At 72.7% G+C, this 11,491-nt stretch carries 13 protein-coding genes; 2 read left to right on the top strand and 11 right to left on the bottom strand.

Annotation, left to right across the window (positions count from 1 at the left end; genetic code table 11):
- Positions 1–12 precede the first annotated feature (12 nt).
- The gene (locus ACZJYS_RS18460) at positions 13–429 is read right to left on the bottom strand and encodes a pyridoxamine 5'-phosphate oxidase family protein (RefSeq protein WP_493179867.1); all 417 of its coding nucleotides are present in this window, start codon (positions 427–429) and stop codon (positions 13–15) included.
- 125 nt (positions 430–554) lie between these two features.
- On the opposite strand from ACZJYS_RS18460, the gene ACZJYS_RS18455 reads away from it, so the two are divergent.
- Complete coding sequence (locus ACZJYS_RS18455; RefSeq protein ID WP_109519036.1) at positions 555–908, top strand: hypothetical protein; 354 nt, start codon at positions 555–557, stop codon at positions 906–908.
- Positions 909–938: 30 nt separating this feature from the next.
- Here ACZJYS_RS18455 and purQ read toward each other — a convergent pair whose 3' ends face one another.
- The 7 genes from purQ to ACZJYS_RS18420 form a co-directional block, all read right to left on the bottom strand.
- On the bottom strand, positions 939–1,637 hold the full coding sequence (gene purQ, locus ACZJYS_RS18450; RefSeq protein ID WP_493179866.1) for a phosphoribosylformylglycinamidine synthase subunit PurQ: 699 nt from the start codon (positions 1,635–1,637) through the stop codon (positions 939–941).
- A gap of 49 nt (positions 1,638–1,686) precedes the next feature.
- Positions 1,687–1,941: a hypothetical protein gene (locus ACZJYS_RS18445; protein WP_109519034.1), complete on the bottom strand. Its 255-nt coding sequence runs from the start codon at positions 1,939–1,941 to the stop codon at positions 1,687–1,689.
- 36 nt (positions 1,942–1,977) lie between these two features.
- Positions 1,978–2,217, bottom strand: a complete 240-nt coding sequence (gene purS / locus ACZJYS_RS18440; RefSeq protein WP_379635713.1) for a phosphoribosylformylglycinamidine synthase subunit PurS — start codon at positions 2,215–2,217, stop codon at positions 1,978–1,980.
- Positions 2,218–2,240: 23 nt separating this feature from the next.
- Positions 2,241–3,005 (bottom strand): phosphoribosylaminoimidazolesuccinocarboxamide synthase, encoded by a 765-nt coding sequence (gene purC / locus ACZJYS_RS18435; RefSeq protein WP_109519032.1) that lies wholly within the window; start codon positions 3,003–3,005, stop codon positions 2,241–2,243.
- A gap of 209 nt (positions 3,006–3,214) precedes the next feature.
- The gene (locus ACZJYS_RS18430) at positions 3,215–4,222 is read right to left on the bottom strand and encodes a Bug family tripartite tricarboxylate transporter substrate binding protein (protein ID WP_493179865.1); all 1,008 of its coding nucleotides are present in this window, start codon (positions 4,220–4,222) and stop codon (positions 3,215–3,217) included.
- A 111-nt stretch (positions 4,223–4,333) separates the two neighbouring features.
- On the bottom strand, positions 4,334–5,836 hold the full coding sequence (locus ACZJYS_RS18425; RefSeq protein WP_109519030.1) for a tripartite tricarboxylate transporter permease: 1,503 nt from the start codon (positions 5,834–5,836) through the stop codon (positions 4,334–4,336).
- 362 nt (positions 5,837–6,198) lie between these two features.
- Complete coding sequence (locus ACZJYS_RS18420) at positions 6,199–6,663, bottom strand: DUF4267 domain-containing protein (RefSeq protein WP_181378292.1); 465 nt, start codon at positions 6,661–6,663, stop codon at positions 6,199–6,201.
- A gap of 190 nt (positions 6,664–6,853) precedes the next feature.
- Here ACZJYS_RS18420 and ACZJYS_RS18415 point away from each other — a divergent pair, with 190 nt between their 5' ends.
- A complete protein-coding gene (locus tag ACZJYS_RS18415; protein ID WP_109519028.1) occupies positions 6,854–7,312 on the top strand; it encodes a DUF2171 domain-containing protein in 459 nt (152 codons plus the stop codon).
- A gap of 22 nt (positions 7,313–7,334) precedes the next feature.
- On the opposite strand, the gene ACZJYS_RS18410 is transcribed toward ACZJYS_RS18415, so the two are convergent.
- From ACZJYS_RS18410 to ACZJYS_RS18400, 3 genes are all read right to left on the bottom strand, one after another.
- Entirely contained in the window at positions 7,335–9,221 is a 1,887-nt protein-coding gene (locus ACZJYS_RS18410) for an ABC-F family ATP-binding cassette domain-containing protein (RefSeq protein ID WP_109519027.1), read from the bottom strand.
- Between the two features lie 69 nt (positions 9,222–9,290).
- Positions 9,291–10,313 (bottom strand): Bug family tripartite tricarboxylate transporter substrate binding protein, encoded by a 1,023-nt coding sequence (locus ACZJYS_RS18405; RefSeq protein ID WP_181378291.1) that lies wholly within the window; start codon positions 10,311–10,313, stop codon positions 9,291–9,293.
- A 152-nt stretch (positions 10,314–10,465) separates the two neighbouring features.
- Positions 10,466–11,242 (bottom strand): class I SAM-dependent methyltransferase, encoded by a 777-nt coding sequence (locus ACZJYS_RS18400; RefSeq protein ID WP_493179864.1) that lies wholly within the window; start codon positions 11,240–11,242, stop codon positions 10,466–10,468.
- Positions 11,243–11,491: the final 249 nt, after the last annotated feature.

The raw sequence follows: 11,491 nt of genomic DNA, 5'->3' as shown, positions 1-11,491 counted from the left end.
AGAAGGCGCGGCTCAGGGGGTCAGCTCGCCCTGCTCGGTGCCGTCCCAGTAGTGGACGCGCTCGGCATCCACCCGGATCAGCACGATGCCGGGCGTGTCGATGCCCTGCTCGAACCACTTGTCCAGCTCGGGCGTCCAGTGCTCGCGGAAGGCGGCCTTGTCGCGGATCAGCGTGGCCTTGCCCTCGACGGCGACGGCGAAGCGCTTCGGCCCCTGGAAGGAGAGGGTGACCTTCGGATTGCCCTCGATGTCGCTGACGGTGCGGGCATCGCCATAGGAGAAGTAGTGGGAGTGGCCGTCATAATCGACGTCGCCATTGTTGCTCATGGGGCGGCTGGCAATGGCGCCGCCCTCGGTGTGGGTGGCGAGCATGGCGATGTCGATCTGGCGCATGCGCTCGGAAAGCTCTGGCAGGGTCTTCTGGCCCATGAGGCGTGTCCTTGGTCAGTGGCGATGCGTGGACAACGCGGATTGGGGCGGGAAGCTGCGAAAATGTCTTGGAATGCCCAAGATGGGGGCATTGTTCCGCCATAAAGCACAAGTTAAGGTTGTGCATGGACGAGAGCTGGACAACCATCGACGGGCCCGACGACCTGCGTCTTGGCGAGGTGATGCCGGCATGGTTCGCCGGCCGCATGCTGGCCGACGAGTGGAAGTTCGGCCTGCTGCTATCCACCGGGCAGACCATGCTGATCAGCCGGATCGAGGCGGTGCACCTCTCGCCCGGCGGGCAGGTGCTGCTCGACGTGGAAATGCTGATGGAGACGGAGGCGGAAGGGGTGGTGGTGCCGGAGCCGGTGCTGCTGGCCCGCACCGGGCGGCCCCGCGCCACCGTGAACCTGGCGCATGTGGTGGCCGCCTTCGAGGTGGCGGGGGCGCCCGGAGAGGAAGAAGACGGCGAGGATTGAGGGCGGCGGGGCGCGCCCGCCGCGCCCGGCTCAGGCGGTGGCCAGGGCCTCGGTGATGCTCTCGAACAGCGGCAGGCCATCGGTGCCGCCCATCAGCGGGTCCACCAGATCCTCCGGGTGCGGCATCATGCCGAGGATGCGGCGGTTCTCGCTGAGGATGCCGGCGATGTTGTCGCGCGCGCCGTTGCGGTTGGCCTCGGCCGTGGCATCGCCCTGCGCGGTGGCGTAGCGGAAAGCGACGCGGTCCTCGGCCTGGAGGCGCGCCAGGGTCTCGTCATCGCAGAAGTAGTTGCCGTCGCCATGCGCCATGGGGGCGCGGAAGGTCTCGCCCTTCTGCCAGCGCGCGGTGAAGGGGCTGCGGGTGGTCTCGACGCGCAGGTGGCAGTCCATCGAGAGGAAGCGCAGCGAGGCGTTGCGCAGCAGCGCGCCCGGCAGCAGCCCGGCCTCGGTGAGGATCTGGAAGCCGTTGCAGACGCCCAGCACATGGCCGCCCTTCTGCGCGAAGTCCCGCACCGCCGGCATGATGGGCGAGCGCGCCGCCATGGCGCCGCAGCGCAGGTAGTCGCCATGGGAGAAGCCGCCGGGCAGCACCACCAGGTCGGTGCCGGCGGGCAGGCTGGTCTCCTGGTGGAACAGGATGGCGGGCTTGCGCCCCGTGGCCTTGTGCAGCGCGATGGCCATGTCGCGTTCGCGGTTGGTGCCGGGGAAGAGGAGGATGACGGCGTTCATGGCGTGACGGCCTCGGCGCGCGAAGGTGGGAGGAGGGCGCGGGCGCGGCTCATTGCAGCCAGACCCGGATCCAGTGCAGGCCGCCCATCAGCAGGATGGTGGCGACGGAGGCGATGGCGGCGGCGGTGATCCAGAGATCGAGCCGGGCCTTGCCGCGAGCGAGCAGGCCGGGGCGGCGGGCGCGGGCGCGACTCTCGGCGCGGCCCTCGGCACGGACCGGGTTGAGCCGGTCCTGCCGCCAGCGCAGCCCCATGCCGATCAGCACGGTGAGCAGGGCCATCAGGAAGAGGGAGGCCTTGACCATCCGTGCCCTACTCCGGCCGCCGGGCGGGGCCGGCCCTCAGGCCAGCTCCACCTTGAAGCTCTCGATGACGGTGTTGGCCAGCAGCTTGCGGGCCATCTCCTCGGCCTGGGCCTTCGCGGCGGCGGGGTCGCTGCCCGCCAGCTCCAGCTCGATCACCTTGCCGGTGCGGACCTCGCCCACGCCCTCGAAGCCCAGCGTGCCGAGCGCGTGCCCGATGGCCTTGCCCTGCGGGTCCAGCACGCCGTTCTTGGGCATGACGGTGACGATCAGCTTCATGGTCTGCTCCGCTGCGGAGGGGGTCACTGCATCACCTCGGGGCCCTTGAGGTCGCGCAGCCCGGCCTCGGGCAGGATGCCGAGGCGGCGCGCCACCTCCTGGTAGCCTTCCTCGACCTTGCCCAGGTCGCGGCGGAAGCGGTCCTTGTCCATCTTCTCGCCGGTGTTGGCGTCCCACAGGCGGCAATTGTCCGGGCTGATCTCGTCGGCCAGGACGATGCGCATCTCGTCATTCTCGTAGAGCCGGCCGAACTCCAGCTTGAAGTCCACCAGCACGATGCCGACGCCGAGGAACAGGCCGCAGAGGAAGTCGTTCACCCGCAGCGTCAGCGCCACGATGTCGTCGAGATCCTGGGTGGAGGCCCAGCCGAAGCAGGTGATGTGCTCCTCGGAGACCATCGGGTCCTGCAGCCCGTCGTTCTTGTAGTAGTACTCGACGATGGAGCGCGGCAGGCGGGTGCCTTCCTGGAGGCCCAGGCGCTTGGCCAGGCTGCCGGCGGCGACGTTGCGCACCACCACCTCGAGCGGGATGATCTCCACCTCGCGGATCAGCTGCTCGCGCATGTTCAGGCGGCGGATGAAGTGCGTCGGCACGCCGATCTCGGCCAGCCGCGTCATCAGGTATTCGCTGATGCGGTTGTTCAGCACGCCCTTGCCGGTGATGACGCCCTTCTTGGCGCCGTTGCCGGCCGTCGCGTCATCCTTGAAGTACTGCACCAGGGTGCCGGGCTCCGGCCCCTCGAACAGGACCTTCGCCTTGCCTTCATAGAGCTGCCGGCGTCGCGCCATGATCCAGAATCCCTCTCGCCGCCGAAGCGGGGGCCGGCGGTTTCTGCGGCTGGCCGTATAGCAGGGGGTGGCGCGGATCGCCACCGCCCATGGCCGCATTGCGCGCATGACGGCAAAGGGAGGCTGGAGCGGGGCGGGGCGCGCCCCAGGCCTCCCGCGCCCTGGCTGTGTCCCTGGCGTGCGCCCCTGGCTTCCGTCCCTGGGGCGCCTCAGCCCTCCATCGTCACGCCGGTGAGCTTCACCATCTCCGCCCAGCGGGCGATCTCCTGGCGCTGGAACGCGCCGAAGGGGGCGGGCAGCAGCGGGTCGAGCGTGAAGCCGGCGGCCATCAGCCGCGCCTCCACCTCCGCCTCGCCCAGCGCGTCCAGCATGGCGCGGGCGATGCGCTGGATGGCGGCGTCCGGCGTGCCGGCGGGGGCGAACAGGCCGAACCAGGCATCCACCGCCAGGTAGGGCGCGCCCGCCTCGGCCGCCGTCGGCACGTCGGGGAAGTCCGCCAGCCGGGCGGGGGCGCCGATCTCCAGCGCGCGCAGCCGCCCGTCCCGCACCAGCCCGGCGACGGAGGGGAAGGTGGCGATGTAGAAATCGACGATGCCGGCCACCGTGTCGGTCGCGGCCGGCGCGGCGCCGCGGTAGGGCACGTGGGTGGCGTCCAGCTTCTCCCGCCGCACCAGCGTCTCGGCGATGACATGGCTGGCCGAGCCGGCCTGCGAGGAGGCGTAGGTCAGCCGCCCCTGCTTCCCGCGCGCGATCAGCGTGGCGAGGGTGGCGGAGGGGGAGCTGGCCGGCACCACCAGTGCGTGGTGCACAGTGGCCAGCTTGGCCACGGGGGCGAAGCTCTCGGACACATGGTAGGGCAGGCGGGCCATCATCGCCTGGTTGCTGGCATGGGTCTGGTTGTGGCCGAGCACGATGGTGTCGCCATCCGGCGCGCTGCGCGCCGCCGCCTCGGTGCCGATGATGCCGCCGGCGCCGGCGCGGTTGTCCACCACCACGGGGCGGCCGAGCGCCGGCTGGGCGCGCTCGGCCAGGGCGCGGGCCAGGATGTCGGTGGGGCCGCCGGGCGGGGCGGGGACGATGATGCGCAGCGGCGTGGCAGCCTGGGCGCGGGCCAGCCCCGGCCGGGCGAGGCCGGTGCCGACGAGGCCGGTGGCGGCGAGGGCCGTGGCGGCGAGGCCCGAGTGCAGCCCCGAAAGCAGCAAGGTGCGGCGTTGCATGGCGGCGGTTCCCTCTCCCATGGGGCTTTGGCGTTGTCCGCTCAATCCCATGGCCGGGCGCCGCCGCCAAGGGGCGCCGCGCCGGAGGCGCGCCCCGGCCCAGCGCCCGGCTCAGGCGGCTTCCTCGGCCAGCGCCTGGTCCTTCTTGCGGCGGATGGAGGGCGAGATCATCAGCGCCAGGGCGATCGCCGCCACGGCCAGCAGCGAGGCGCTGATCGGCCGCTCGACGAAGGTCATCCAGTCCCCGCGCGAGAGCAGCATGGCGCGGCGGAGATGCTCCTCCATCATCGGGCCCAGCACGAAGCCCAGCAGCAGCGGCGCCGTCTCGCAGCCCAGCCGCGTCAGCACGTAGCCCAGCCCCGAGGCGCCGATCATCACGTAGATGTCGAACACGCTGTTGTTCAGGCTGTAGGCGCCGATGCAGCAGAACACCAGGATCGACGGGTACATGAACTTGTAGGGCACCCGCAGCAGCTGCACCCACAGCCCGACCATGGGCAGGTTGATGATGAGCAGCATCAGGTTGCCCACCCACATCGAGGCGATGAGGCCCCAGAACAGCTCCGGCTGCGCCTCGATCATGCGCGGCCCGGGCTGGATGCCCTGGATGATCAGCGCGCCCACCATCAGCGCCATCACCGAGTTCGACGGGATGCCGAGGGTGAGGAGCGGGATGAAGGCGCTCTGCGCGCCGGCGTTGTTGGCGCTCTCCGGCCCCGCCAGCCCCTCGATGGCGCCCTTGCCGAAACGCTCCGGCCGGCGGGTGATCTTGCGCTCCAGCATGTAGGAGCCGAAGGAGGAGATGGAGGCGCCGCCGCCGGGCAGGATGCCGAGGATGGTGCCGAGCAGCGTGCCGCGCACGCTGGCCGGCGCGGCGTAGCGCCACTCCTCCTTCGTCAGCCACAGCCGGCCGCGCTTGGCCACCGTGCCCTCGCGGTTCTCCGGGTTGATCAGGTTCAGGATGATCTCGGAGACGCCGAACAGCCCCATGGCCAGCGCCACGAAGTTGATGCCGTCCGCCAGCTCCGGCACGCCGAAGGTGAAGCGCTGCTGGCCGGTCTGGATGTCGGTGCCGACGAGGCCGAGCATGACGCCCAGCACCACCATGGCCACCGCCTTGAACACGCTGCCCTGCGCCAGCACGCAGGAGACGACGAGGCCGAGCGCCATCAGCGCGAAGTATTCCGGCGGCCCGAAGGAGAGCGCCACCGAGGTGAGCGCCGGCCCCGCCGCCGCCACCACGGCGGTGGAGACGGTGCCGGCGAAGAAGGAGCCGATCGCCGCCGCCGCCAGCGCGGCGCCGGCGCGGCCCTGCTTGGCCATCTGGTGGCCCTCGATGGCGGTGACGACGCCCGAGATCTCGCCCGGCAGGTTGAGCAGGATGGCCGTGGTGGAGCCGCCATACTGCGCGCCGTAGTAGATGCCGGCGAGCATGATGATGGCCGTCACCGGCTCCTGCCCGAAGGTCAGCGGCAGCAGCAGGGAGATGGTGGCGGTGGGGCCGAGCCCCGGCAGCACGCCGATGGCGGTGCCGATCAGCGCGCCGAGGAAGGCGAAGAACAGGTTCTGGAAGGACAGCGCGACATCGAAGCCGAGCGCCAGATTCTCCAGCATGGACAGTCATTCCCGGTGGGCGGCGCGCAGGCGGCCACGCGCCCGCCAGGGCCCGGCACGTGAAGCCGGGACGCAGGGCGGGGCGGCCGCGCGGTCGCTGCGGTGAGGTCGAGGGGAGGCAGGGGTGGGCGCGGCGCCGGGTTCAGGCGCGCGCGGCGTCACGCGGGTTGTCGGGCACCCTCGGAGGAACGGCCGGTGCCGCGCAGGGTCCAGCGGCGCACGGGCGCGCGCCCGCGCGCCCTGACGGCGCTGCGGAAGGCGTGCTGTGCCTCAGCCATGCGGGCCTGCGCGGAGGTGGGCGGGCATGTCCCGGCGACGTTTCCCTGCGGTTCTCGTTCTCGGCGGCCACCATAGGCAAGGCTTCACCGCCGGGTGAACCGCCTTTCATGTGAAGAATTCTCCACCTTTTCCGGGCCGGGAGGCAGCCCTCGCGGCCGGCGCAGCAGCCAGCCCCCCAACCCGGCGGTGGCGAGGGCGCTGGCCGCGTGCGGCAGCAGCCACGGCGTGGCGCCGCCATGCCAGAGGAACACCATCAGCATGTCGCCCAGGGGGATGACCACCGTGGCGGCCAGCACCACCCCCAGCCCCCGCCGGCTGCCCAGCCACCACAGCCCGGCGAGGTAGAGGCCGAGCGCCAGGTCGCGCAGCGCCACCGTGCGCACCCAGGCCAGCGCCTCGGCGCCCGGGGCGGGAAGGCCGAACAGCGCCGCCCCCACGCCGGGCGCGGCCAGGAAGAGCGCCCCCAGCAGCAGGAACACGCCCGCCAGGGCCAGCACCAGGGCGGCCTCCGCGCGGTGGAGCCGGTCGGGGCCGGGAGGCGGGGTCATGCGCTGCTCCGTGGAAAAGGGCTGTGAAAGAGGGGCGGTGGCGAGGGCCCTTGCCGGAACCGGCGCGGGGGGGCGCCGTTTCCTCCCTGATCCGCGGCCCGGCGCAGACCCGCCTGCGCGAGAGTGTGCTGCACGGGCGGGACCTTCGATCCGAAGCGCCGCCATGGCCGCGGCAACAGGGAGAATCCGGATGGTCAACGCAGCGAAGATCGAGCAGGGCGAGGTGCAGGACCACATGCCCGTGGTGGGCAGCGACGGCCAGGCCTTCGGCGTGGTGGACCGGGTGGAGGGCGACTACATCAAGCTCGCCCGCAACGACCCCACGGCGGGCGGGCGGCACCGCTACCTGCCGCGCAGCACGGTGGCCGGGCTGGAGGGCGGCGTCGTGCGGCTCTCCATGCCCGCCGCGCAGGCGGCCGATGCCTGCGTGGACGAGGCGGAGATGGCGCAGCGCCTGTCGCTCGACCCCGACGCCGCGGCGCAGCTCGGCCGGCCCACCGACGACGCGCCGCATGGCAGCCGCGGCCACGCCCATGGCGGGCCGAAGGGCCAGAGCCCCGGCGACATCGAGCGCCGGCGGCCGGGGGCGACCGACGCCGCGCCGGAGCGGACCACCCACAACACCATCGAGAACCAGCGCGGCCGGTAGGGCGGCGGGGCGGAGGCCGCCTTCAGGCGGCCTCCAGCTTCTCCTGCAGTTCGAGCCACTCCTCCTCCAGCGCCGCCACCTGCTTGGCGATGGCACCCTGGCGCTGGGTGGCCCAGGCGATGTCCTCCGCCTTGAAGCGGGCATAGGTGTCCGGGTCGCCGAGCTTGCGCTCCAGCAGCGCGGCCTCCTTCTGGAGCTTCGCCATCTCGGCCTCCACCTTCGCCACGCGCTGGCGCAGGGGGGCGAGGGCCTGGCGGTTTTCGGCCCGCTCGCGCCGCTCGTCGCGCCGGGTGGCGCCGGCATCGGCGGCGCCCCCGCCGGCGGCGGCGCGGGCGGCGCGGGCGCGCTCGGCCAGGTGGGCGCGGTAGTCGTCGAGGTCGCCCTCGAAGGGCGTCACCTTGCCATCGGCCACCAGCCAGAGCCGGTCGGCCGCCAGCGTCACCATGTCCGGGTCGTGGGTGATCAGCACCACGGCGCCGCCGAAGCCGGCCAGCGCCTTCACCAGCGCGTCGCGCGCGTCGATGTCGAGGTGGTTGGTCGGCTCGTCGAGGATCAGCAGGTGCGGGGCGTCGCGCGTGCACAGCGCCAGCAGCAGCCGCGCCTTCTCGCCGCCGGAAAGGGCGCCGATCTTGGTCGTGGCGCGCTCCTCGTCCAGCCCGAAGCGGGCGAGCTGGCCGCGGCACTGCGTCTCGGTGGCCTTCGGCCCCAGCGCCTCCTGCATGTGGGAGAGGGGGGTGCCGGCAAGGTCCAGCTCCTCCGCCTGGTGCTGCGCGAAGTAGCCGACCTTGAGGCGCCGGTCGCGCTGCACCTCGCCCGCGAGCGGCGCAAGGCGCCCGGCCAGCAGCTTGGCGAGCGTGGACTTGCCGTTGCCGTTGGCGCCGAGGAGGGCCACGCGGTCCTCCTGGTCCAGCCGCAGGTTCAGCTCGCGCAGGATCGGCCGCCCGTCATAGCCGATGGCGACGCGGGAGAGGCCGAGGATCGGCGGTGCCAGCTCGGAGGGCTCGGGGAAGGCGAAGCGGGTGGGGGCGTCCTCCACCACCGTCTCGATCTCGGGCAGCTTCTCCAGCGCCTTCAGGCGGGACTGCGCCTGCCGGGCCTTGGTGGCCTTGGCGCGGAAGCGGTCCACGAAGGACTGCATGTGCGCGCGCTGCGCCGCCACCTTCTCGGCCTGGGCCGCGAGCTGCGCCGCGCGCTCGGTGCGGATGCGCACGAAATTGTCGAAGCCGCCCGGGTAGAGGGTGATCTTCTGCCGGTCGAGATGGGCGATGGAATCGACGCAGCGCTGCAGCAGCCCGCGGTCGTGGCTGACGACGATGGCGGCGCCGGGGAAGCGCGCCAGCCACCCCTCCAGCCAGATGGTGGCCTCGAGGTCGAGGTGGTTGGTCGGCTCGTCGAGCAGCAGGATGTCGGGCTCGAGGAACAGCGCCTGGGCCAGCGCCACGCGCATCCGCCAGCCGCCCGAGAACTCGCCCACGGGGCGCGCCTGCGCCGCCGCGTCGAAGCCGAGGCCGGAGAGCACGATGGCGGCGCGGGAGGGGGCGCTGTCGGCGCGGATGGCGATCAGCCGCTCGTGGATCTCGGCCAGCCGCGCGCCATCGCTCTCCGTCTCCAGCGCGGCGAGCAGGGCGGCGCGCTCGGTGTCGGCGGCGAGCACCGTCTCCAGCAGGTCCTGGCTGCCGCCCGGCGCCTCCTGCGCCACATGCGTCATGCGGGCGCGGGCGGAGAGGCGGATCTCGCCGCCATCGGGCTGCAACTGGCCGGTGATGGCGCGCAGCAGCGTGGACTTGCCCGCGCCGTTGCGCCCCACCAGCCCGATCTTGCGGCCGGGGTCCACCATCAGCTCGGCATTCTCCAGCAGCGGGCGGCCGGCGATGCGGATGGTCAGGTCACGAATGGCGAGGACGGTCATGGCCGGGGTTTAGAGCATCCGGGGCCATGGGCGGAAGCGGCGTGTGGCGCCGCCGCCCGCCCCGCCGCCCTACTGCTCCAGCTTCACCCCCGTGCGCTGCACCACGTCCTTGAACTTGGCGACCTCGCGCTCCAGGAAGGCGCGGGCGTCGGCCGGGCTGTTGGCCTGGCGCCAGGGCGCCACGCCGGTCTCGATCAGCCGGTTGCGGAAGGCCTCCTCGCCCAGCGCCGCGTTGATCGCCTTGTTCAGCCGCGCCACCACGGCGGGCGGCATGTCCGGCGGGCCGAGGATGACGTTCCAGGTCTGCAGGTCGAAGCCGGGCAGGCCGCTCTCGGCCAGGGTCGGGATCTCGGGGAAGGTGGGGAAGCGCTCGGGCGCGGTCAGCGCCATCGGGCGCACCAGCCCGCCGCGGATCTGCCCGGCCGCCGAGGCCAGCACCGCCACCCCCCACTGCCCCTGGCCCTGGTGGATGGCCTGCACCTGCTGCCCGCCGCTGCGGTAGGGCACGTGCACGAAGCGCGCGCCGAGCGTCAGCGCCAGCATCTCCGAGGCCAGGTGGTTGGGCGTCGCCACGCCGGAGGAGGCGTAGGTGATGCTCTCGGGCGGCGCCTCGCGCAGCGCGGCGAGCAGCGACTTCGCGTCGCGCGGCGGGAAGTCCGGGCTGGCGATGATCACCAGCGGCCCGGTGCCGAGCACGGCGAGCTGGGTGTAGTCCTTCACCGGGTCGTAGCGCGTGCCGCCCACCAGGGCGGATGGGGCGATGCCGTGCGAGCCGGATTCGACCAGCATGATGGTGTGGCCATCCGCCGGCTGGCGGCGCAGCCACTCGCTGGCGACGACGCCGGCGGCGCCGGGGCGGTTCTCCACCACCACCCGCGCCGGCTCGCCGCCGGGGCCGGCCAGGTGCACGCCGAGCCGCTCGGCCAGCAGCCGGGCGGCGATGTCGGTGGAGCCGCCGGGGGCGTAGCCGGTGGCCAGGCTGATGGCGCGGTCGGGGAAGGGGCGGTCGGCGGTCTGGGCGGAGAGGCGGGACAGCGGCGCGGACAGGGCACACAGGCCCAGCAGCGCCGCCAGCAGGGGGCGTCGCGTCATTCTTGGTTGTTCTCCCATATGCGGGGCGGCTGCATCGGCGCGCCCCTGCGTTGCAGGGAGGCAGCATAGACACCGGCCGGCGGGGCTGGCCACAGCCTCATCCGGAAATCGGCCGGACGGGGCTGCCGCCGCCGCCGCCCGGCCGCGGGGCGTCAGCCGGACTGTCCCGTCACCGGCCGGTTCTGCAGCGCCACCACGTCATGGTGGCCGTCCCAGGCGCGCTCGCTGAAGAGGACGACCCTGGCGCCCGCGACCCGCTCGGCCGCCGCGGCCATCCAGGCGGGCGAGCACAGCGAGATGCCGTACCCTTCCTGGCCGGGATAGTCCGCATAGCCGAAGCCGCGCGCCGCGTAGTCCCGCTCGATGTCGGCCCAGCGCCCGGCGCCCACGCCGTAATGGTCGAACTGCGCCGCCCGGTGCTGCACGAAGCGGCCATGCAGGCTGACCACGAGGAGGCCGAGCGGATTGAGCCAGGAGAACAGCTTCCGCATCAGGCGGAGCGAGTTCTCCTCGGACAGGTGCGTGATGACCGACCCGACCCAGATGAGGTCGTAGGTCTCCGGCGCGGACAGCCGGTCGATGTCGATGCCGGAGAGCCAGGAGCGGGTGCCGAAGGCGGCCTGGCAGAAGGCGATGTCCCGGGGGCGGATATCCGTGGTGGCGATGGCGGCCTGCGGATGGCCCGCCCGCAGCCAGCGCGTCACCCGCCCGGCGCCCGCGCCGAAATCCAGCATGGACCGCGGCCGGACGCCCGACAGGTCCAGGGCGGCGGAGATGACGTTGTAGGCCGATGCCCCGCAGCTCAGGTAGTGCTCGGCATTGCCGTGGAACATGCCATCCTCCGGCGAGAGCTCCCGCGAGACCTGGTCCAGCAACAGGGCGGCGGGGTTGCGGAGATGGAGGGCGTCGACCGCGGGCAGTTCAGGCATCGGGCGTTCCATGCAGGGGAATGGTCCTAGCTAGGCCCGGAACGTTACGGCCGTAAAGCCATCCGTCCGGCTGCCCCGCGCGAGCGTTGCGGCTGCGGCTCGTCCCGGCATCGGGCGTTCCGGGCGGGGGCGATCTGCTCTAGGGTCGGGTGCCCCGCGCCATGGCCCGGCGCGGCAGACAGGATCGCCTTTGCCCTTGCCGCCTTTCCCGCCCCCGAGCCACCCATGAGCACGAGCCTGACAGGCGTC

Source organism: Roseomonas sp. TS2, from assembly GCF_058833935.1.
Note: the sequence above shows the minus strand (reverse complement) of the source record. Positions and strands in the feature narration are given on the sequence as shown.